Origin of the sequence: Streptomyces kunmingensis (assembly GCF_039533535.1) — a bacterium.
In the GTDB taxonomy this organism is placed as follows: domain Bacteria; phylum Actinomycetota; class Actinomycetes; order Streptomycetales; family Streptomycetaceae; genus Streptomyces; species Streptomyces kunmingensis.
In genome coordinates this window covers 89,945-112,020 of sequence record NZ_BAAATS010000017.1, presented here as the reverse complement: position 1 = coordinate 112,020, position 22,076 = coordinate 89,945, and the positions used below count along the sequence as shown (strand labels likewise).

General features: G+C 70.3%; 17 protein-coding genes and 1 tRNA gene. 9 read left to right on the top strand and 9 right to left on the bottom strand.

Annotated elements, in window-relative coordinates; translation table 11 throughout:
- Positions 1-14 precede the first annotated feature (14 nt).
- The 4 genes from cydB to ABD366_RS19910 all read left to right on the top strand — a co-directional run bounded on the left by cydB (position 15) and on the right by ABD366_RS19910 (position 7,565).
- Positions 15-1,019, top strand: a complete 1,005-nt coding sequence (cydB, locus tag ABD366_RS19925) for a cytochrome d ubiquinol oxidase subunit II (RefSeq protein WP_324774759.1) — start codon at positions 15-17, stop codon at positions 1,017-1,019.
- A 57-nt stretch (positions 1,020-1,076) separates the two neighbouring features.
- Positions 1,077-4,580 carry a thiol reductant ABC exporter subunit CydD gene (cydD, locus tag ABD366_RS19920; RefSeq protein ID WP_324774761.1) on the top strand — a complete coding sequence of 1,168 codons (3,504 nt, stop codon included), beginning with the start codon at positions 1,077-1,079 and terminating at the stop codon, positions 4,578-4,580.
- A 66-nt stretch (positions 4,581-4,646) separates the two neighbouring features.
- Positions 4,647-6,383 (top strand): sensor histidine kinase, encoded by a 1,737-nt coding sequence (locus tag ABD366_RS19915; RefSeq protein WP_324774763.1) that lies wholly within the window; start codon positions 4,647-4,649, stop codon positions 6,381-6,383.
- Between the two features lie 141 nt (positions 6,384-6,524).
- Positions 6,525-7,565, top strand: coding sequence for a M23 family metallopeptidase (locus ABD366_RS19910; RefSeq protein WP_324774765.1), 1,041 nt, complete (start codon positions 6,525-6,527; stop codon positions 7,563-7,565).
- A 40-nt stretch (positions 7,566-7,605) separates the two neighbouring features.
- On the opposite strand, the gene ABD366_RS19905 is transcribed toward ABD366_RS19910, so the two are convergent.
- The 6 genes from ABD366_RS19905 to ABD366_RS19880 form a co-directional block, all read right to left on the bottom strand.
- A complete protein-coding gene (locus ABD366_RS19905) occupies positions 7,606-8,502 on the bottom strand; it encodes an HAD-IIB family hydrolase (RefSeq protein ID WP_324774767.1) in 897 nt (298 codons plus the stop codon).
- Positions 8,503-8,591: 89 nt separating this feature from the next.
- Positions 8,592-9,533 (bottom strand): LLM class flavin-dependent oxidoreductase, encoded by a 942-nt coding sequence (locus tag ABD366_RS19900; protein WP_324774770.1) that lies wholly within the window; start codon positions 9,531-9,533, stop codon positions 8,592-8,594.
- 142 nt (positions 9,534-9,675) lie between these two features.
- On the bottom strand, positions 9,676-10,218 hold the full coding sequence (locus ABD366_RS19895; RefSeq protein ID WP_324774772.1) for an RNA 2'-phosphotransferase: 543 nt from the start codon (positions 10,216-10,218) through the stop codon (positions 9,676-9,678).
- Between the two features lie 124 nt (positions 10,219-10,342).
- Positions 10,343-11,299: a MerR family transcriptional regulator gene (locus tag ABD366_RS19890; RefSeq protein WP_324774774.1), complete on the bottom strand. Its 957-nt coding sequence runs from the start codon at positions 11,297-11,299 to the stop codon at positions 10,343-10,345.
- A gap of 143 nt (positions 11,300-11,442) precedes the next feature.
- Complete coding sequence (locus ABD366_RS19885; protein ID WP_324774776.1) at positions 11,443-13,224, bottom strand: SDR family oxidoreductase; 1,782 nt, start codon at positions 13,222-13,224, stop codon at positions 11,443-11,445.
- A complete protein-coding gene (locus tag ABD366_RS19880; protein WP_324774778.1) occupies positions 13,224-14,066 on the bottom strand; it encodes a M24 family metallopeptidase in 843 nt (280 codons plus the stop codon). The genes ABD366_RS19885 and ABD366_RS19880 overlap by 1 nt, the downstream gene beginning before the upstream one ends.
- Before the next feature lie 294 nt (positions 14,067-14,360).
- Between ABD366_RS19880 and ABD366_RS19875 the strand changes: the two genes are divergently transcribed.
- The 5 genes from ABD366_RS19875 (at position 14,361) to ABD366_RS19855 (ending at position 18,331) form a co-directional block, all read left to right on the top strand.
- A complete protein-coding gene (locus ABD366_RS19875) occupies positions 14,361-15,386 on the top strand; it encodes an ABC transporter ATP-binding protein (RefSeq protein ID WP_324774849.1) in 1,026 nt (341 codons plus the stop codon).
- A complete protein-coding gene (locus ABD366_RS19870; protein WP_324774780.1) occupies positions 15,376-16,278 on the top strand; it encodes an ABC transporter permease in 903 nt (300 codons plus the stop codon). The genes ABD366_RS19875 and ABD366_RS19870 overlap by 11 nt, the downstream gene beginning before the upstream one ends.
- Positions 16,275-17,186 (top strand): ABC transporter ATP-binding protein, encoded by a 912-nt coding sequence (locus tag ABD366_RS19865; RefSeq protein ID WP_324774782.1) that lies wholly within the window; start codon positions 16,275-16,277, stop codon positions 17,184-17,186. Before ABD366_RS19870 ends, ABD366_RS19865 begins: the two co-directional genes overlap by 4 nt.
- Before the next feature lie 9 nt (positions 17,187-17,195).
- A complete protein-coding gene (locus ABD366_RS19860) occupies positions 17,196-17,915 on the top strand; it encodes an ABC transporter permease (RefSeq protein ID WP_324774784.1) in 720 nt (239 codons plus the stop codon).
- Between the two features lie 329 nt (positions 17,916-18,244).
- Positions 18,245-18,331: transfer RNA gene (locus tag ABD366_RS19855), tRNA-Ser, on the top strand.
- Between the two features lie 60 nt (positions 18,332-18,391).
- Here ABD366_RS19855 and ABD366_RS19850 read toward each other — a convergent pair.
- The 3 genes from ABD366_RS19850 to pheA all read right to left on the bottom strand — a co-directional run bounded on the left by ABD366_RS19850 (position 18,392) and on the right by pheA (position 22,076).
- Positions 18,392-19,216: an HAD family hydrolase gene (locus tag ABD366_RS19850; RefSeq protein ID WP_324774786.1), complete on the bottom strand. Its 825-nt coding sequence runs from the start codon at positions 19,214-19,216 to the stop codon at positions 18,392-18,394.
- A 24-nt stretch (positions 19,217-19,240) separates the two neighbouring features.
- Positions 19,241-20,512: a serine--tRNA ligase gene (gene serS / locus ABD366_RS19845; RefSeq protein WP_324774788.1), complete on the bottom strand. Its 1,272-nt coding sequence runs from the start codon at positions 20,510-20,512 to the stop codon at positions 19,241-19,243.
- Between the two features lie 631 nt (positions 20,513-21,143).
- Positions 21,144-22,076: a prephenate dehydratase gene (gene pheA, locus ABD366_RS19840; protein WP_324774790.1), complete on the bottom strand. Its 933-nt coding sequence runs from the start codon at positions 22,074-22,076 to the stop codon at positions 21,144-21,146.

The following is a 22,076-nucleotide window of genomic DNA, read 5'->3' as shown; positions in this document are numbered from 1 at the left end:
GGAGCGCTTCAGTCATGGAACTCCACGACGTCTGGTTCGTCCTCATCGCGGTCCTCTGGATCGGCTACTTCTTCCTGGAGGGCTTCGACTTCGGGATCGGCATCCTCACCAAGCTCCTGGCGCGCGACCGCACCGAGCGGCGGGTGCTGATCAACACGATCGGCCCCGTCTGGGACGGCAACGAGGTGTGGCTGCTCACGGCCGGCGGCGCGACGTTCGCCGCCTTCCCCGAGTGGTACGCGACGATGTTCTCCGGCTTCTACCTGCCGCTGCTGATCATCCTGGTCTGCCTGATCGTGCGCGGTGTCGCCTTCGAGTACCGCTCGAAGCGGCCCGAGGAGAAGTGGCAGACCAACTGGGAGCACGCGATCTTCTGGACCTCGCTGATCCCGGCGCTGCTGTGGGGCGTGGCCTTCGGCAACATCGTGCGCGGCGTGAAGATCGACAAGGACTTCGAGTACGTCGGCAACTTCTGGGATCTGCTCAACCCGTACGCGATCCTGGGCGGCCTGGTCACCCTGACGCTGTTCACCTTCCACGGCGCGGTGTTCGCGTCGCTCAAGACGCTCGGCGACATCCGGGCGCGGGCTCGGAAGCTGGCGCTCACCCTCGGTCTGGTGACCGCGGTGCTGGCGCTCGTGTTCCTGGTCTGGACCCAGACCGACAAGGGAGACAGCGGTTCGCTCATCGCGATGATCGTGGCCGTGGTCGCGCTCTTCGGAGCGATCGGCGCCATCAAGGTGGGGCGTGAGGGCTGGTCGTTCGCGTTCTCCGGCATCACCATCGCGGCGGCCTTCGCGATGCTCTTCCTGACGATGTTCCCGAACGTCATGCCGTCCTCGCTCAACGCGGAGTGGAGCCTCACGGTCTCCAACGCCTCGTCGAGCCCGTACACGCTGAAGATCATGACGTGGCTCGCGGCGATCGCTACACCGCTCGTGCTGCTCTACCAGTCGTGGACCTACTGGGTGTTCCGCAAGCGGATCGGCACGAAGCACATCGCCGACGCCGCGCACTGAACCCCGTCCTGCCTGCATGACCAGGTACCTACGCGCCTACGTGAGGGTGTGTTTCACGTGAAACCGATCGACCAGCGCCTGTTCCGGTACGCCCGGGCCACCCGCCTCTTCCTGTTGGCCGTGGTCGTCCTCGGTGCTGCCGGGGCGGGCCTGGTCATTGCCCAGGCGATGCTTGTCGCCGAGGTGGTGGTGGGGGCCTTCCAGCACGGCTTCGACGTGGCTGACCTGCGCACGCCGTTGCTGCTGCTGGTCGTCGTCGCGGCCGGGCGGGGGCTGGTGAGTTGGCTGACCGAACTGGCCGCCCACAAGGCCGGCGCGGCGGTCAAGTCGGAGCTGCGGGGCCGGCTGCTGAAGCAGGCCGCGCAGCTCGGTCCGGGCTGGCTGAGCGGCCAGCGCACCGGTTCACTGGTGGCGCTCGCCACGCGGGGCGTGGACGCGCTCGACGATTACTTCTCGCGCTACCTGCCGCAGCTGGGGCTCGCGGTGGTGGTCCCGGTGGCGGTGCTCGCCCGGGTCGTCACCGAGGACTGGGTGTCGGCGGCGATCATCGTCGGCACACTGCCTCTCATCCCGATCTTCATGATGCTCATCGGCTGGGCCACCCAGTCCCGGATGGACCGTCAGTGGCGTCTGCTGTCCCGGCTGTCGGGGCACTTCCTGGACGTGGTCGCGGGCCTGCCGACCCTGAAGGTGTTCGGCCGCGCCAAGGCGCAGGCCGAGTCCATCCGTACGATCACCGACCAGTACCGCAGGGCGACGATGCGGACCCTTCGGATCGCCTTCCTGTCGTCCTTCGCTCTGGAGCTGCTCGCGACGCTGTCGGTCGCCCTGGTCGCTGTCACCGTCGGCATGCGGCTCGTGCACGGCTCCATGGACCTCTACGTAGGACTCGTCATCCTGGTCCTCGCGCCCGAGGCATATCTGCCGCTGCGGCAGGTCGGGGCGCAGTTCCACGCGGCGGCCGAGGGGCTCGCGGCGGCGGAGGAGATCTTCGCCGTACTGGAGACGCCGTTGCCGCAGTCGGGCTCCGAGCCGGTCCTGGCGACCTCGGGTGTCGTCTTCGACGACGTCTCCGTCCGCTATGAAGGACGCCTCGACGACGCGGTCTCCCATGCCTCCTTCGAAGTCGCTCCCGGCGAGACCGTGGCCCTGGTGGGGCCCAGCGGAGCCGGCAAGTCGACGCTTTTGAGCGCCCTGCTGGGGTTCGTACGTCCCAGTGGCGGGCGGGTCCTCGTCGGGGGCGCCGACCTCGCCGTGGTGGAGCGGGAACAGTGGCACGCGCGCGTGGCGTGGGTTCCGCAGCGGCCGCAGCTGTATGCCGGGTCGATCGCGGACAACGTGCGGCTCGCCCGGCCCGAGGCCGACGACGCGGCGATACGGGCCGCGCTACGGGAGGCCGGAGCGTTGGAGTTCGTCGAGGCGCTGCCCGACGGCGCGGACACCGAGCTGGGTGACGACGGCGCGGGGCTCTCGGCCGGACAGCGGCAGCGGCTGGCGCTGGCCCGGGCGTTCCTCGCCGACCGGCCCGTCGTGCTCCTCGACGAGCCGACGGCCGCGCTGGACGCTGAGACCGAGGCTGGCATCGTCGAGGCGGTGCGCAAGTTGGCCGTGGGCCGCACCGTGCTTTTGGTGGTGCACCGGCCGGCCCTGCTGGCCGTGGCCGACCGGGTGATCCGACTCGAGGCGCCCGCCACCGGACGATCGCAACAGCCGCTCGAGGTGGCTGCGAAGAGCATGCCCGAGCCGCTCGCGGCCGAGGCCGAACCCGTGGACCGGCGGACGCAGGACGCGCCCGCCGGTCGGCGTCACGCCCTCACCCGGCTCCGTGCCGCGGCGCGCCCGCGCCGCTCGCGGCTGGCTCTCGCGCTGCTGCTCGGGGCGCTCGCGCTCGGCAGCTCGGTGGGTCTGATGGGGACCAGCGGGTGGCTGATCTCGCGGGCCTCGCAACAGCCGCCGGTGCTCTACCTGATGGTCGCGGTGACGGCCACGCGCGCGTTCGGCATCGGCCGGGCCTGCTTCCGGTACGCGGAGCGGCTCGTGTCGCACGACGCCGTGCTGCGGATGCTGGCCGACACCCGGGTCGCCGTCTACCGGCGCCTGGAGCGGCTCGCGCCCGCCGGGCTGCGCACGACGCGGCGAGGAGATCTCCTCTCCCGGCTCGTCGCCGACGTGGACGCCCTCCAGGACTACTGGCTGCGCTGGCTGCTGCCCGCGTCGGTTGCGGCCCTTGTAGGCGTGGGTTCGGTGGCGTTCACCGCATGGCTGCTGCCCGCGGCCGGCGCCGTACTGGCCGCGGGACTGGTGCTCGCCGGAGTCGGTGTGCCGCTGCTTTCGGGCGCCGTGGGCCGGCGCGCGGAACGGCGGCTGGCTCCCGCGCGCGGGGTGCTCGCGACCCGGGTGGCCGAACTGCTCACCGGGACCGCGGAGCTGACCGTCTCCGGCGCCCTCCCGCGCCGTACGAAGGACGCCGAGGAGGCCGACTCGGTGCTCACCCGGATCGCGTCGCGCGCCGCCACCGCGACCGCGCTCGGCGACGGGCTCACCGCGCTGATCACCGGCCTGACCGTGGCCGCGGCGGCACTCGTCGGCGTGCAGGGCGTCCGGGCCGGACAGCTCGACGGGGTGACCATGGCGGTCGTCGTCCTGACCCCGCTGGCCGCGTTCGAAGCCGTACTCGGACTGCCGCTCGCCGTGCAGTACCGGCAGCGGGTCCTCAAGAGCGCCGAGCGGGTCTACGAGGTCCTGGACGCCCCCGAACCCGTACGGGAGCCCGAACGGCCCGCTCAGGCGCCGCAGGACCCCTTCCCTCTCGTCGTACGGGACCTCGCCGCCCGGTACGAGGGAGCGACGCGGCCCGCGCTCGCCGGGGTCGACCTGACGCTGGAGCGGGGCCGCAGGATCGCCGTCGTCGGACCCTCCGGGTCGGGCAAGACCACCCTGGCCCAGGTGCTGCTGCGTTTCCTGGACGCGGATGCCGGGTCGTACACGCTCGGCGGAAGCGACGCGTACGTCCTCGAAGGCGACGACGTACGGCGGCTGGTCGGGCTGTGCGCTCAGGACGCCCACCTCTTCGACAGCAGCGTCCGCGAGAACCTGCTGCTCGCCAAGAAGGACGCCACCGAGGACGAACTGCGGGCCGCGCTCGGCCGCGTACGCCTTCTGGAGTGGGCGGACGCGCTGCCCGAAGGGCTCGACACCCTGGTGGGCGAGCACGCGGCGCGGCTGTCCGGCGGGCAGCGGCAGCGGCTCGCGCTGGCCCGCGCTCTTCTCGCCGACTTCCCGGTCCTGGTCCTGGACGAGCCCGCCGAACACCTCGACCTGGAGACGGCGGACGCCCTCACCGCGGATCTGCTGGACGCGACCCAAGGGCGCACGACCGTGCTGATCACGCACCGGCTCGCCGGTCTGGACGCCGTCGACGAGGTGATCGTGCTCGACGAGGGGCGGGTCGCGCAGCGCGGCTCCTACGCAGAACTGGCCGCTGTCGACGGCCCGCTGCGGGAGCTGCGGGAGCGGGAGGACGCGGCGGAGCTGCTGGTCGGGGTGGGAGCGGGGCGGTGAGCCTGTCCAGGCCGCACTGACGGCACCGACTTTCCTCCGTAAATGGGACTAACTAGGCTCAAGGGCATGGCAGCACCCACGGGATCCTCCGCCCCGCACCCGGCCAAGACCTCCGCGGACTCCGTGGAGACAGCGGCCCAAGCCACCCGTAGCCTCCAAGGGCTGTCCACGGAGCTGACCGCGCGGGTGCCCCAGCTCCTGGAAGCGATGCGTTCCGTGGGCACGGGCCTGGAGCTGCACTCCACGCTCGACCGGATCTGCGAGACCGCCGCCGAGCTGGCGGACGCCACGTATGCGGCGATCGGCGTCGTGGCCGAGGACGGCGCCGGGCTCTCGGACTTCGTCTACTACGGCGTCGACGAGGAGACCGCGCTGCGCATCGGACGGCTGCCCGACGGGCACCGGGGACTGCTCGGCGCACTCATCCACGACCCCGTGCCGATGCGTTTGGCGGACCTCGCGGACGACCGGCGCTCGTGCGGCTTCCCCGCGGGGCATCCACCGATGCGGACGTTCCTAGGCGTCCCCATCCGCGTACAGGGAGAGATCTTCGGAAACCTCTACCTCACGGAGAAGCGCGGAGGCGGCGAGTTCAACGACTACGACCTGAACATGGTCCGGGTGCTCGCCACGGAGGCAGGTATCGCGATCGGCAACGCGCGTCTCTACGAAGCGGCCAGACAGCGGGAGCGGTGGATCGACGGATCGGTGGCCGTGACCACCGCCCTGTTGTCGGGCGGAGACGCCGACGACGCGCTGCAGGTGGTCGCCGAACAGGCGCGCAGGCTCTCGGATTCGGCGGCCGGCATAGTGCTGCTGCCGACCGCGGAGGGCGGCATGGAGATCGTCGCCGTCGCCTCGGACGAACCCTCCGTCGCACTCGGGATGATCGTCCCGCCGGAGAACGAGATCGTCTCCGAACTGCTCGACGGGGAAGCCGTGTTCATCAAGGACACGGCCACCGATCCGCGCGTGACGACGGACCTCGCGCGGGGTTACGGCCCTGCCATGCTGCTGCCGCTCCAGAGCGACGGACGCGTGCTGGGGACGTTGGTGACGCCCCGCGCGCGTGGGGGGCGTCCTTTCACGGAGGGGGAGCGCACGCTCGCCACGCAGTTCGCCTCGCAGGCCGCGCTCGCGCTGATGATGGCCGAGGCGCAGCGCGACCGGGAGCGGCTCGCCGTCTTCGAGGACCGCGACCGCATCGCGCGTGATCTGCACGACCTCGTGATCCAGCGGCTGTTCGCCACCGGGATGATGCTGGAGACGGCCCAGCGCCGGTCCGAGGCGCCCGAGGTGCAGCGGGGCGTCGGCAAGGCCGTCGATGAGCTGGACGTCACCATCCAGGAGATCCGCACGGCCATCTTCGCGCTGCACCAAGGCCCTGCGGAAGCACCGTCGAGCCTGCGCACGCGCGTGCTGCGGGAGATCAACACGGCTGCTGTGCCGCTCGGTTTCAAGCCCTCGCTCCGGTTTCTGGGTGACGTCGACACGGCCGTCGGCGAACTCAGCGGGAAGAACCTCATCGCGGCCCTGCGGGAAGCCCTTTCGAACGCGTTCCGGCACGCGGGGGCCTCGCGGATCGATGTCGTCGTGGACGCGACTGTCCTCCTGCCGGAGGGTCCGCAGGGCGTCCGCCTGACCGTCTCCGACGACGGTGTGGGCATCCCTGAGGGCGGGCGGCGCAGCGGCCTGAAGAACCTCAAGAGGCGGGCCGAGTCGCTCGGCGGCGACAGTTGGAACGGGCCCGGCCTCGGGGACGACGGGGGCGGCACGACGGTGGTCTGGCAGGCGCCGAACTGAGCGGACGGGTGGGGAGGCCGGGAGCCGGGAGGTGGCGGTACCTGGTTCGGCGGTACGTTCCTGCGCCGTACGGGGCACGCGTTCCCCCAGCCGCACGAGTCCCCTGGGAGGGCGGCGGCGCGGCGGGCAACCATCCGGGACATGCGCCCACGACCCCGCCGCTCCTTCGTCGTCCTGGCGCTGTTGTGCGCTCTTGCCGCACTCGGCGGTCCGCCCACGCTCTCGCAGGGCGCGGAAGGCCCCGAGGCGAGTGCCCGAGTAGCGCGCCTCTTTGAGGAGGCGTCCGCGGCGACGCAGCACTACGAAGCAGGCCGCCGGGCCGCCCGCGTACAGAAGGGCGAGGCACGGAGGATGGAGCGGCTGCTGGTCCGGGAGCGGAGCGAGATCACCGTGCTCCACAACGACCTGGGCCGCATCGCCCGCGCCCAGTACCGGACCGGCGGCGACCTCCCGCTCACCGCGCAGATGCTGCTCGCGGACGAGCCCGAAGAGCTGATGCGCGGGCAACATGCCGTCTGGCAGGCCGACCTGGCGCTCAACAACGCCGTGAGCAAGAGCCGTCGTGCGGAGAAGAAGCTCGCCGAAGGACAGCGCGAAGCGGCAGCCCAATGGCACGCCCTACAAGAGCGCAACGTACAACTCGCACAACTGAAGAAGAGCATCACGAGGAAACTCGAACAGGCGCAGTGGGAGCTGCAAGGTGACGCCGACCGGTCGGTGGCGGCGGGGCGGTGCCGTGGTGCCGTGCGCCTGGAACAGCGGGACCTGCGCCCCACGCGCGCGTGGGTGCCGCCCGTGAAGACGTACACACTGTCCGCGGGCTTCGACAGCGCGGGCGAGCGCTGGGCGCACCGGCACACCGGACAGGACTTCGCGGTCGGTATCGGCACGCCCGTGCGGGCGGCCGGCGACGGGCGTGTGACACGGGTGTCCTGCGGCGGCGCGTTCGGCATCGAGGTCGTCGTGCGGCACCGGGGCGGCTACTACACGCAGTACGCGCACCTCGCTGCCGTCACCGTCGATCAAGGCCAGAAGGTGCGGGCCGGGCAGTGGGTCGGGCAGTCGGGGACCACCGGGAACTCGACGGGGCCGCACCTGCACTTCGAGGTGCGGCTCACGCCGTATCTGGGGTCGGGGGTGGACCCGGTGACATGGTTCGCCGAGCGAGGCGTGCGGCTTTAGCGGCCGGGACGCCCGGGACGGGCACCATGTGCGGGCCCGTTCAGCGAGCGGCCAGGATGGACTCGATGACGCGGGCCACGCCGTCCTCGTTGTTGGTCGCTGTGACGCCGGTCGCCGCGGCCAGTACGTCGGGGTGCGCGTTGCCCATCGCGTAGGAGGTGCCCGCCCAGGTGAGCATCTCCATGTCGTTGGGCATGTCTCCGAAGGCGACGACCTCGGCGGGGGAGATACCGCGTTCCGCGCAGCACAGTTCGAGCGTGCTCGCCTTGGAGACGGCCCGTCCGCTGATCTCCAGGAGGGCACTGGGGCTGGAGCGCGTGATGGCCGCCAGATCACCGGCCGCGGTGCGCGCCAGGGTCAGGAACTCGTCGGGACCGAGCTCCGGGTGGTACGCGAGGAGCTTCAGGACGGGCTGGTCCGCGACGGCGGAGTCCTCGAAGTCCGCGGCGAGCAGCTTCTCGGCGGGCGCGACGCTCTCGCCGGGGTCGAGGTGCAGCGGCGGGTACGTCGGCTCGTGGTGCAGGCCGCCGGTCCGCTCGACCGCGAACGCCGTGCCCGGGGCCGCCGCGCGCAGGACGCCCACGACGTCGAGCGCGTCCGGGACGGCCAGCTCCCGGATGGTGACGAAGCGGTGGTTGCCGGGCCCGCCGTGCAGATCCACGACGGCGGCTCCGTTGCCGCAGATCGCCAGGCCGTGACCGTGCAGGTGATCGCTGACGACGTCCATCCAGCGGGCGGGGCGGCCCGTCACGAAGAAGACCTCGATGCCGGCTTCCTCGGCGGCGGCGAGCGCGGCGACCGTCCGTGGAGAAACGGTCTTGTCGTCGTGGAGCAGCGTGCCGTCGAGGTCCGTGGCGATCAGCCGGGGCGCGGGGGCGGAGGGGGCCGGGGTCCGGGGCCCAGGAGTCGGTGAGGTCACCGCTCTATGGTCGCGCATATGCGCGCACGGGCGTGCGGCGGGGCGCGCAGATGAGTACGTTGCCGCCACATGCGCCCCGCCCGGCCCGTGCTGTCGTAACCCGTGGGTCAGCCGAGCTGCGCGAGGGCCTGCGTCGCGATGGCTTCGAAGACCTTCTGGTCGGCCGCGAAGGCGGTGTCGGGGATCGGCCAGTGCACGACGATCTCGGTGAAGCCCAGCTCACGGTGGTTGCCCGCGAAGTCCACGAAGGCGTCGACGGACTCCATGGGGAGGCCGCGGTCCGGAGTGAAACCGGTGAGCAGGGTCTTGTCGAGTTCGGACACGTCACGGCCGATGTCGTCACATGCGGCAGTCAGCTTTCCGATCTGACCGCGAATGGCTTGAATCGACTGCTCAGGGGTGCCGTTTTCGTACAGTTTCGGGTCACCGGTGGTCACCCACGCCTGGCCGTGACGGGCGGCGAGCTTGAGGCCGCGCGGCCCGGTCGCGGCCACCGCGAAGGGCAGCCGGGGACGCTGCACGCAGCCCGGAATGTTCTGGGCGCCGCCCGCCGAGTAGAAGGTGCCGTCGTAGGAGACCGTGTCCTCGGTGAGCAACCGGTCGAGCAGGGGCACGAACTCGCCGAACCGGTCGGCCCGTTCGCGCGGCGTCCACGCTTCCTGGCCGCTGTGGGAGAGGGCGCTCGCGTCGAAGCCCGTGCCGCCCGCGCCGATGCCGAGCGTGATCCGGCCGCCCGAGATGTCGTCGAGGGTGATCAGTTCCTTGGCGAGGGTGACCGGGTGCCGGAAGTTCGGCGAGGTCACAAGGGTGCCCAGGCGCATCCGCTCGGTGATCCCCGCCGCGGCGGTCAGCGTAGGGACCGCGCCGAACCAGGGGCCGTTGCGGAACGGTACGCGCCAGGACAGGTGGTCGTACGTGTACGCGGTGTGGAAGCCCAGTTCCTCGGCGCGCAGCCAGGTCTCGCGGGCGCCCTCGTGCCAGCGGCGGTGGGGCAGGATCACGGTGCTCAGGCGGAGCGGGGTCTGGGGCGTGCGGGCCGTGTCGTTCATGCCTGCGAGCGTATGCGGAGGGCTCCGCCGGTGCTTGGGGTGGTTGGGGCGGTAGGGGCGGTAGGGGTGGTTGGGGTGATGAGGCGCTTGGGGTGATTGGGGCGGCAGGGGTGTGGGCGCAGGGAGACCCCGGCCCCGCACCTCAGCCAGGCAAGCGCAGATAACGCGGGGGGACGGTGGCGGTGAGCCAGACACCGTTGGCACTCACGTAAAACGTATGACCGTCGCGGTGCATCGCCCCCGCGTCGACCGACAGCACGAGGGCCCGGCTGCGTCGGGCCCCGACCCGGGTGGCGGTCTCGCGGTCCGCGGACAGGTGCACGTCGTGCCGGTTCATGGGCCGCAGTCCTTCGGTGCGGATCGCGTCGAGGAAACGGGCCACGGTGCCGTGGTACAGGTACGGCGGTGGCTGCTCCGGCGCCAGGCCCAGGTCGACGCCGACCGTGTGGCCCTGGTTGGCGCGGATACGGGTCCCGTCGACGGCGAAGCGCCGCTTGTCGTTCTCCGCGACCGCCTGGTCCAGCTCGGCCCGGCTCACCCGGAAGCCGTGCGCGGCGGCCGCGGCGAGCAGGTCGTCGATCTCCACCCAGCCGGCCTCGTCGAGCGTCAGCCCGATGCGGTCCGGTTGATGTCGCAGATGCTTCGAGAGGTACTTCGACACCTTGACGGTGCGTTGCTCATTCATGGCGTCAGGGTGCCCGGGGAGCCGCCCGCGGTGCACCCACATTTCATCCGGGAGATCGCACTCGCATGTTTGATCCACAGCCAACTCGGTTTATCCACAGGCAATTTGAGAATTCTGTGGACAACTAACGTCCACCTTGCGGCACTTGCCCAATTTGACGATTATTTGCGGCTTTTGTAGTCAACGCGTCCAATGCTCGGGCTTGTACCTCGCGTTCGGCAGCCGTAGCCACGAAGGCCGAGACGTTCTCAGCACCAACCAGTTCTCGCACTGCGCGCATTGTGTCTGCCGGTATGGCGACGAATTGCGGCTCCTCCGACGCCGTGGCCGCCGGACCGTCCGCGAGGTGGCGGTGCAGGTGCTTGTTGGCGAACAGGCGCATCGCGCGCGCCAGTTCGGCGTCGACCGACTGCTGAGCGAGGGGACGCAGGCGTCGTACGAGCGAGGCGGCTTCGGCGGCTTCCATGTCGGTCGGCGGGTACGAGCCGAGGTAGCGGGCGAACACATGCTCGGTCGTGAACTCCAGGAACCGCGCCGCAATATGCTCCACCTGCCCCCTCAACTCCCGCAGGTGACCGGAGATCGCGGACAGCGGCACACCCGCAGCGTGCAACTCCACAGCTACAGCGAGCTCTTGAGGGCTCGGGATGAGGAACTCGTCGTCCCGTCCCGGTACCGGTTCGAGCACGCCGAGCTCGAGCGCGTCCTGCACGGCAGCCTCGTCGGGGTGGCCGCCGAACCGCTCGTCCAGCTCCGCCCGGGAGATGCGGCCCGCCCGCTCGTCCGTCCACGGCCCGTCCACCTCGGCGACCAGGCCGAGCACACCGCCCAGGCCACGGCCCGCGTCCCAGGCCTCCAGGAGCTCCTTGATGGAGGCCAGGGTGTAGCCGCGGTCGAGGAGGTCGGCGATCTGGCGCAACCGGGACAGATGCGCGGCCGTGTACACATTGGCCCGGCCACGGCGCTCGGGCCGCGGCAGGAGCCCACGATCCTGATAGGCGCGGATCGTGCGGACCGTGGCGCCGCTGTGATGGGCCAGGTCCTCGATCCGGTACTCGGTGACCGACTGCTGCTCCGTCACACCTCACGCCCCTCGGCCTTGACCCCGGCCGCAGGCCGGACCGTCAGATCTTCGACGGCACCGGTCGAGCGAACCTCTTGTGAGGGATGGTACGACCGGCGCAGGCGGCGGGGTACGGCTGGACCCGGCTGCCGTCGGCGGGCTCACAACGGCGGCTCCATCCGCGCGACCGCCCGCAGGGCTTTGGGCGTGAAACGGGACATGAGACGCGCCGCGCGAGCCTCCGGGGTGACCGGAACGACCGCCTTGTTGTGCGCGACGGCGCCCAGGATCGCGTCGGCGACCTTCTCCGGCGGATAGTTGCGCAGGCCGTACAGGCGGGAGGACTTCTTCTGGCGCCGCTTCTCCTCGTCGGCGTCGACCCCGGCGAAGCGGGCTGTCGCGGTGATGTTCGTGTTGACCAGGCCGGGGCAGATCGCGGAGACCCCGATGCCCTGTCCGGCCAGCTCGGCGCGCAGGCACTCACTGAGCATGAGGACGGCGGCCTTGGAGGTGGAGTAGGCGGGGAGCACCTTCGAGGGCTGGTACGCCGCCGCGGACGCGGTGTTGACGATGTGGCCGCCCTGGCCGCGCTCGGCCATCTGCCTGCCGAACAGGCGGCAACCGTGGATCACACCCCACAGGTTCACGTCGAGGACCCTTCTCCAGTCCTCCGGTGTCGTGTCGAAGAACGAGCCGGACAGACCCACTCCCGCGTTGTTCACCAGCACATCGAGTACGCCGTACTCGGCGGCGACCCTGTCGGCGAGCTTCTCCATGGCCTGCTCGTCCGAGACGTCCACGGTCTCGGCCCAGGTCTCGGGGGCCCCGATGAGCCGCGCCATCTCGGCGGTGCGTCGGGCGCTCTCGGCGTCCCGGTCGACGGCGATCACGCGCGCGCCGGCCTCGGCGAACGCGAAAGCGGTGGCCCGGCCGATCCCGCTGCCCGCGCCGGTGACCAGGACGAGCTGGCCGCCGAACCGGTCGGCGTACTTTCCGTCGGCCGCCTTGCGGAGGGCCGGTACACCCGCTTCCCGCTCCTCGTGGGCCGTGACGAACTCGCCGATCCAGGCGGTGAGCTGATCGGGCCGGGTGCGCGGAACCCAGTGCTTGGCGGGCAGCGACCGGCGCGTCAGCTGCGGCGCCCACTGCTCGAGCCGGTCGTAGAGCCGGGGAGAGAGGAACGCGTCCCCGAGGGGCGTGATGAGCTGCACGGGCGCGTGCGCGTACGCGTCCTCGCGCGGCCGGCGCAGTCTCGCCCGCACGTTGTCCCGGTACAGCCATGCGCCGTGTGCCGCGTCCGAGGGGAGCGAAGCCGTCGGGTAGTCGCCGGCCGGGATCCTCTCCACGCGCTCCAGGATCTTCGGCCAGCGCTTGCCGAGCGGCCCGCGCCAGGCCAGCTCCGGGAGGACCGGGGTGTGCAGCATGTACACGTACCAGGACTTGGCACCCTGCCCGAGCAACTGGCCCACCTTGCGGGGTGTGGGCCGCTTCATGCGCTGCTTGATCCAGTGCCCGAAGTGGTCGAGCGAAGGCCCCGACATCGAGGTGAAGGACGCGATGCGGCCCTCCGTGCGACTGACCGTGACGAACTCCCACGACTGCACCGAACCCCAGTCGTGCCCCACCACGTGCACGGGCCGGTCCGGACTCACGGCGTCGATGACCGCCACGAAGTCGTCGGTCAGCTTCTCCAGGGTGAAACCGCCGCGCAGGGGAGACGGCGCCGTGGAGCGGCCGTGCCCGCGAACGTCGTAGAGCACGACATGGAAGCGGTCCGCGAGGCGTGTGGCCACCTCGGACCAGACCTCCTTGGAGTCCGGGTAGCCATGGACGAGGACGACGGTCGGTCGCGTCGTGTCGCCCAGTTCGACCACGCACAGCTCGACCCCGCCCGTACGCACCCAGCGCTCGTGCGCGCCGTGAATCTTCGTGAGGTCCGTCATCAGATGCCCTCCGCCCAGCGCCGCACGTGCGGCAGATCGTCGTCCAGCCAAAAAGCGCTCTCTTCGGGGTCCTTGGAGTCGGTCACCACGAGGAGCTCCTCGAACTTGGCGCCCGTGCCGCGGAATCCCAGGTGCGGCTCCACCGCCCACAGGCCGGGCCGCGGGGGATGGTCGGAGAACCGGTACGGCGACCACAGCGGCGACCAGCCGTCCCGGTGCCCGTGCAGCGCGTCGCTCGCGAGGCCCTTCAGCGACTGGGTGCCGAAGCCGAAGAGCGTGGGATTCATCCGCCGTTCCCTGACCCGGTCGACCTTGTGCGCGATGACGCCGAAGGGGTACGCGCGATGCCGGTTCGCATAGCCCTGGCGGACCATCAGCCGGTCGACGTCCTCATAGATCTCGCGCAGGGGGCGGCGCTCGCGCACCTCCCGCAGGAGCAGCTCGCGGTGCGCCTCCAGATCCGCGAGGAGCCTGTCGTGCATGGGATTGAGGCCGAGACAGCCGGAGTACCCGATGTCCGCCGGGAAACCGTGGTGGATGGGGGCCATGTCGAGGATGAACGGCATGCCGGGCTCGAGCTCGCGGTTCGTGGGGAAGAACTGCAGCGGGATCCGGAAGTTCGCGAACGCCGTGCGGTCCCCGAACCAGGCGAAGGGCAGATGGAACCAGTCCCGCACCCCGCGCTCGCGCAGCCAGTCCCGCTGCATCCGCGCCGCTTCCCGCTCCGTCACGCCGGGCTTCAGCTGAGCCGCCACCGCTTCCGCGCACTCGTACGCGAGCCTCTGGACCGCTCTGAACCCCCGTAGCTCCGCGGAGAGTTCCCGTACCACTGCTGAGGTCATGCCACCGTCCGTCCGTGTCCCGGCCGCCCGGGACCGGACCGTCGCCGTACGCGCTCGTAACTTGACACTGATGAATGTGACAATGCCTGGCGGCGACGTCAAGGGGCCTGCGGCAGACTGTGGAAAACGTCCGCGATGTGTACAGAGTCACCACCGCGTCGGGTGAGGGGCCGGAGCGCGGAAGGCTACTCAGGGAGGACCCCTAGGGACCCGTAATACTCAGGTCTCATAAGAGGTCGACCCTGTGGTCTGACGATTTCGTGCGGCCCGCGACACTACGGTCGAACCGTGACTGTGATCGCGACCGAAAGCCTGAGCAAGCGGTTCCCCCGGGTGACCGCGCTTGACCGGCTGACCATGGATATCGGGCCCGGGGTGACCGGACTCGTCGGAGCCAATGGAGCCGGCAAGTCCACCATGATCAAGATCCTGCTGGGTCTGTCCCCCGCCTCGGAGGGCCGTGCCGAAGTGCTCGGTCTCGACGTCGCGACCAAGGGCGGTGAGATCCGCGAGCGCGTGGGGTACATGCCCGAGCACGACTGCCTGCCCCCCGACGTCTCGGCCACCGAGTTCGTCGTGCACATGGCGCGCATGTCGGGGCTGCCGCCCACCGCCGCCCGCGAGCGCACCGCCGACACGCTGCGCCACGTCGGCCTGTACGAGGAGCGTTACCGCCCCATCGGCGGCTACTCGACGGGCATGAAGCAGCGCGTGAAGCTCGCCCAGGCGCTCGTCCACGACCCGCAGTTGGTCTTCCTGGACGAGCCGACGAACGGCCTGGACCCGGTCGGCCGCGACGACATGCTCGACCTCATCCGCCGCGTCCACACGGACTTCGGCATCTCGGTCCTGGTCACCTCGCACCTGCTCGGCGAGCTCGAGCGCACCTGTGACCACGTCGTCGTCATCGACGGCGGCAAGCTGCTGCGCTCCAGCTCCACCACCGACTTCACGCAGAACACGGCGACCCTCGCCATCGAGGTCACCGACAGCGACGAACACCCCGACGGGACCACCGCGTTGCGCGAGGCGTTTGCCGCGCGCGGCATCGAGACGACCACCGGTGGCGAGCTGCCCGGCGCGGGCCACACCGTGCTCCTCACCGCGCAGGGCGAAGAGACGTACGACATCGTGCGCGACGTCGTCGCGGACCTCGGCCTCGGTCTGATCCGCATGGAGCAGCGCAGGCACCACATCGCGGAGGTCTTCCACCCCGCCGACAAGCAGGACGAGCCGCAGCAGAAGCAGACCTCCGAGCGCGCCGCGGCCTGGGCGGCCACCGCCGCTCAGCAGACGGGAGGGTCGCGCGATGACCACTGAGCCCATGGCCACGGACCGTGCGTCCACCCAGATCCACAACATCGGCTACCGCCACTACGACGGCCCCCGCCTGGGCCGTGCGTACGCCCGCCGCTCGCTGTTCTCGCAGAGCCTGCGCGGAGCGTACGGACTCGGCCGCTCGGCCAAGTCCAAGGTGCTGCCGATGCTGCTCTTCGTCGTGATGTGCGTCCCCGCGCTGATCATGGTCGCGGTGGCCGTCGCCACGAAGGCGAAGGACCTGCCCCTCGACTACACGCGCTACGCGGTCGTCCTCCAGGCGGTGATCGGCCTCTACGTGGCGTCGCAGGCGCCCCAGGCCGTCTCCCGCGACCTGCGCTTCAAGTCGGTGCCGCTGTACTTCTCGCGCCCCATCGAGCGTGTGGACTACGTAGTCGCGAAGTACGCCGCCATGGCGTCGGCCCTCTTCATCCTCACGGCCGCTCCGCTGCTCGTCCTCTACGTAGGCTCTCTGCTCGCCAAGCTGGACTTCACCGAGCAGACCAAGGGATTCGCCCAAGGACTGGTTTCCGTGGCGCTGTTGTCGCTGCTCTTCGCCGGGATCGGGCTCGTCGTCTCCGCCGTCACTCCGCGCCGCGGCTTCGGTATCGCCGCCGTGATCGCCGTCCTGACCATCTCCTACGGAGCGGTCTCCACGGTCCAGGCGATCGCGGACACGCAGGACAACGGGATGGCGGTGTCCTGGCTGGGCCTGTTCTCGCCGATCACGCTCATCGACGGCGTACAGACCGCCTTCCTGGGTGCCACCTCCGCCTTCCCCGGCGCCGACGGCCCCTCCGGCGGCCAGGGCGTGGTCTACCTGCTCGTCGTACTCGGGCTCATCGCCGGCTCCTACGGGCTGCTGATGCGCCGCTACCGGAAGGTCGGAATGTGACCGCCATCAACATCGACCACGTCTCGCGCTGGTTCGGCAACGTCGTGGCCGTCAACGACGTCACGATGACGATCGGCCCCGGCGTGACCGGCCTGCTCGGTCCGAACGGCGCGGGAAAGTCCACCCTCATCAACATGATGGGCGGCTTCCTGGCCCCGTCGAACGGGACGGTGACGCTCGACGGGCAGCCGATCTGGCGCAACGAACAGATCTACCGCCACATCGGGATCGTCCCCGAGCGCGAGGCGATGTACGACTTCCTCACGGGCCAGGAATTCGTCGTGGCCAACGCCGAACTGCAGGGCCTCGGCAAGAAGGAGGCTCAGAAGGCGCTCGCCACGGTCGAGATGGAGTACGCGCAGGACCGCAAGATCTCCACGTACTCCAAGGGCATGCGGCAGCGCGTGAAGATGGCGTCCGCGCTCGTCCACGAGCCGTCCGTGCTGCTCCTGGACGAGCCGTTCAACGGCATGGACCCGCGTCAGCGCATGCAGCTCATGGACCTGCTGCGGCGCATGGGTGCCGAGGGGCGCACCGTGCTCTTCTCCTCGCACATTCTCGAAGAGGTCGAGCAACTGGCCTCGCACATCGAGGTGATCGTCGCCGGACGGCACGCGGCCAGCGGCGACTTCCGCAAGATCCGACGGCTGATGACCGACCGCCCGCACCGCTACCTGGTCCGCTCCAGCGACGACCGGGCACTGGCCGCCGCGCTGATCGCGGACCCGTCGACCGCGGGCATCGAGGTCGACCTGAAGGAAGGCGCCCTGCGCATCCAGGCCGTCGACTTCGGGCGGTTCACGACGCTGCTGCCGAAGGTCGCACGGGCGCAGGGCATCCGTCTGCTCACGGTCTCGCCGTCCGACGAGTCCCTCGAGTCCGTCTTCTCGTATCTCGTCGCGGCGTAGGAGGCCCTGATGTACGACCCCACTGTCGCCCGGCTCACCTACCGGGCCCTGCTCGGCCGCCGCCGGGCTCTCATCCTCTTCGCGCTGCCCGTACTGCTCGTCGTGATCTCCGCGCTGGTGCGCGGACTCACCGGAGCCGACGACCAGACCGCGTCCGACGTCCTGGGCGGCTTCGCGCTCGCCACGATGGTGCCGCTCATCGGCGTCATCGCGGGCACCGGCGCCATCGGCCCCGAGATCGACGACGGGTCCGTGGTCTATCTCCTGTCCAAGCCGGTCAAGCGCCCCACGATCATCTTCACGAAGCTCATCGTGGCAATCGCCGTGACCATGGTGTTCTCGGCCGTCCCGACGCTGATCGCGGGCCTGATCCTGAACGGGAACGGGCAGCAGATCGCCGTCGCCTACACGATCGCGGCCCTCGTCGCCTCCATCGCGTACGCGGCGATCTTCCTGCTGCTCGGCACGGTGACCCGGCACGCGGTCGTCTTCGGCCTGGTCTACGCCCTCGTGTGGGAGGCGCTCTTCGGCTCCCTGGTAGCCGGGGCCCGCACTCTCAGCGTCCAGCAGTGGTCCCTCGCGGTCGCCCACAAGGTGGCCGGTGGCGACCTCATCACCTCGGACGTGGGACTGCCGCTGGCGACGGTGCTGCTGGTGGCCGTGACCGTGCTGGCGACCTGGTACGCGGGGCAGCGGTTGCGGTCCCTGAAGCTGGCGGGGGAGGAGTAGGGATCCCCTGCGGCCCGCGGCGACACCCTCGGCGCGGGCCGGCCCGGGTGCTCACCGCGGCGCCGGTGAGCACCCCCGGGTAATTCGGTGGCGCCGAAAACGACGCCACGGCACAGTAGTTGGCGTAACACCGCGCCGGTCGACCACCGGCGCCCGTCCACTGGGAGAGGAGCGCGGCGATGTCTGTCAGTAGTCCGTCGAGCTCCCTGCAGGGCAGCCCGAGGCAGGCTCCGGAGTAGTCATTGCACTCCGTCGAGCCCCGCCCAGGGGTGTTGCCCGGGGCGGCCGCTTCGAGCGCGTGTCCTCAGCGGCACGCGGGCCGCCCACCCGGAGGATTGGCCGAGTGGTAAGGCAGCGGCTTGCTAAGCCGTCGTCGGGGTTGACGCCCCGCGCGCGTTCGATCCGCGCATCCTCCGCAAGTCACCCGCGCCGCACCACGGCGCCGCAAGATCCCGCTCGGGGCGACGGACCCCGGCTCAGCCCAGCAGGCGCTCGAGCACCACGGCGATGCCGTCGTCCTCGTTCGATGTCGTGATCTCGTCCGCCACGGCCTTCAGGCCCTCGTGGGCGTTGGCCATCGCGACGCCGTGAGCCGCCCAGGCGAACATCGGAATGTCGTTGGGCATATCGCCGAAGGCGATCGTGTCGGAGGACTTCACGCCCAGACGGCGGGCCGCGAGGGAGAGCCCCGTGGCCTTGGAGAGACCGAGCGGGAGCAGCTCGACGATGCCCTCCCCCGCCATCGTGACGCCCACCAGATCGCCGGCGACGGTACGCGCGACCTCCGCCAGCTGGTCGTCGCTCAGGCCGGGATGCTGGATGTACACCTTGTTCAGCGGGGCCGCCCACAGTTCCGCGACGTCCGTGAACGGAGTGGCGGGCAGGTCGCCGCCCCCCTCGCGGTAGCCGGGGCCGACGATGACCTCGCCGTCGAGCCCGTCACGGCTCGCGGCCAGCGCCAGCGGACCGATCTCCGCCTCGATCTTGGACAGCGCGAGCCCGGCGAGCTGCCGGTCGAGCGTCACCGACGTGAGGAGACGGTGCTCCCCCGCGTGGTAGACCTGCGCGCCCTGGCCGCACACCGCGAGACCGTCGTAGCCGAGGTCGTCGAGGATGTGGCGGGTCCAGGGCACGGCCCTGCCGGTCACGATGATGTGCGCGGCGCCCGCCGCGGTGACCGCGGTGAGCGCCTCACGCGTCCGCTCCGAGACCGTGTCGTCGGGGCGCAGAAGCGTTCCGTCGAGGTCGGTCGCGACGAGCTTGTACGGGAAGGCGGGGGCGGGGGGAGCGGGGTGGCTCACTTGGTGTTCGGCTCCAGGCTGCGGTTACTTGGGGTCAAGAGTGGTGCGTCCCCCGAGGTAGGGCCGCAGCATCTCGGGCACGCGCACCGAGCCGTCGGCCTGCTGGTGGTTCTCCAGGAGGGCGACGATCGTGCGGGGCACCGCGCACAGCGTCCCGTTCAGGGTCGCGAGCGGCTGGACCTTCTTGCCGTCCCGCATCCGGATCGACAGGCGGCGCGCCTGGAAGCCGTCACAGTTCGACGCCGACGTCAGCTCGCGGTACTTGCCCTGCGTCGGGATCCACGCCTCGCAGTCGAACTTGCGCGAGGCCGACGAGCCGAGGTCGCCCGTCGCCACGTCGATCACCTGGAAGGGCAGCTCGAGGCCGGTCAGCCACTGCTTCTCCCACTCCAGGAGGCGCTGGTGCTCGTTCTCCGCGTCCTCGGGGGCGACGTAGGAGAACATCTCGACCTTGTCGAACTGGTGCACGCGGAAGATGCCGCGGGTGTCCTTGCCGTACGTGCCCGCCTCGCGCCGGAAGCAGGGCGAGAAGCCGGCGTAGCGCATGGGCAGCTGGCCCGCGTCGAGGATCTCGTCCATGTGGTAGCCGGCGAGGGCGACCTCGGAGGTGCCGACCAGGTAGTAGTCGTCCTTCTCCAGGTGGTACACGTTCTCCGCGGCCTGGCCGAGGAAGCCCGTGCCTTCCATGGCGCGGGGGCGCACCAGGGCCGGGGTCAGCATCGGCGTGAAGCCGGCCTCGGTGGCCTGCGCGATCGCCGCGTTCACCAGCGCGAGCTCCAGGAGCGCGCCGATGCCCGTCAGGTAGTAGAAGCGCGAGCCGGAGACCTTCGCGCCGCGCTCGACGTCGATGGCGCCGAGCGCCTCGCCGAGCTCCAGGTGGTCCTTGGGCTCGAAGCCCTCGGCGCCGAAGTCGCGGATCGTGCCGTGCGTCTCCAGGACGACGAAGTCCTCCTCGCCGCCGCGCGGGACGTCGGGGTGCACGATGTTGCCCAGCTGGAGGGCGAGACGCTGGGTCTCCTCCTCCGCCTCGCGCTGCTCGGACTCGGCCGCCTTCACGCGCGCCTTGAGGCCCTCGGCCTTCTGGAGCAGTTCGGTGCGCTCCTCGGGCGTGGCCTTGCCCATCAGCTTGCCGAGCGACTTCTGCTCGGAGCGGAGTTCGTCGAAGCGCAGCCCGGACGACCTGCGCCGCTCATCGGCGGACAGGACGGAGTCGACGAGCGCGACGTCCTCTCCACGGGCGCGCTGGGAGGCGCGAACACGGTCGGGGTCCTCACGGAGCAGGCGAAGGTCAATCACCCCTCCAGGCTACCGGTGCGGGGTTCCGGCTCTCGACCCGATATCCGTTGCGTGGCTTTATGCCCTAATTGCCGGAATGTGAATTTGAGGCGGAACCTGGCCGAAAAAGATCAGGACGAGCCCTTGTGGTGCACGTCAATAAGAACGTCACCTTTTCCCGAAAGGGCCAGGTGGGGCGAGACGGCTTGACTCGACTCCCTTGTGCCGGGCGGGACTTGACGGCCCGTTGTCCACAGGAGACCGAGATTCCGGAGGGTTATCCACAGGCTGTGAGAAACGGTTGTGGACACGGGAAGGGAACGTTGCGAAAGCCGCATGTATCGCGAACGATTCCCGATCCAAACCGGCCCCATGCTCACTTTCGGGTGGAAATGCTTCACTCCAAAGAGTTGATCAAGGGAAAAGGATGGACGAGGGGTGACGTGTGGGGCTGTGGACGCACTTGACGGCTGTAGGGCGATTTGTCGACCATGTCACGGCTTCCTGTCGACTTGTCCCCAGGTCGGTATCCCGCCCTGTGGATAACTCTTGTGGATGAAGAAAATCCGCTGGTCGGACCGGGTCCGGAGGCAGCCGGGAGTCGGCTGCGACGGTGGACAACCCCGGATGCGGGAGGGACACGGGAAGCGGGCTAGAACCGGCCGTCCTGGCAGCGCGCCAGCCAGTCGGACGCCGTCACGAACTCGCCGTCCGACGTCCCCGTCCGCGGCGGCCGTACGTCCTCGACGGCGACACCGGCCCTCGGATACGAGCCGAGGTAGCGCACCTCCGGGCACGCCCGCTTCAGGCCCATCAGCGCCTCCGCCACCCGGCGGTCCGAGATATGGCCCTCCGCGTCGATCGCGAAGCAGTAGTCACCGATGCCCTTACCGGTGGGCCGGGACTGCAACAGCATCAGGTTGACCCCGCGGATCGCGAACTGCTGGAGCAGCTCCATGAGCGCGCCGGGGTGGTCCTCGCGCTGCCAGATCACCACCGAGGTCTTGTCCGCACCCGTCGGGGCCGCGGGCCGGGCGGGCCGGCCGACCAGGACGAACCGGGTCTGCGCGTTCTCCGCGTCGTGGATCTCGGTGACCAGCGGCTCGAGCCCGTAGCGAGCGGCCGCGAACTCCCCGGCGAACGCGGCGTCGTAGCGCCCCTCCTGCACCAGGCGCGCACCGTCCGCGTTCGACGCCGAGGACTCCCAGGTCACGTCGGGAAGGTGGGCCTTCATCCAGTTGCGCACCTGCGGCTGGGCGGCCGGGTGCGCGGTGACCGTCTTGATGTCGCTGAGCTTCGTGCCGGGTCGCACGAGCAGCGCGAAGGTGATGTCGAGCAGCACCTCGCGGTAGATCATCAGCGGCCGGCCGGCGACCAGCTCGTCGAGGGTCGTGGTGATGCCACCCTCGACGGAGTTCTCGATCGGCACGAACGCGGCCTCGGCCTCGCCACCGCGGACGGCATCGAGCGCCGCCGGCACGGACAGCATGGGAACGAGTTCCCGGGTGGCCGCCTCGGGGAGCGTGCGCAGGGCGACTTCGGTGAAGGTGCCCTCGGGGCCGAGATACGCGTAGCTGGCTGGCAT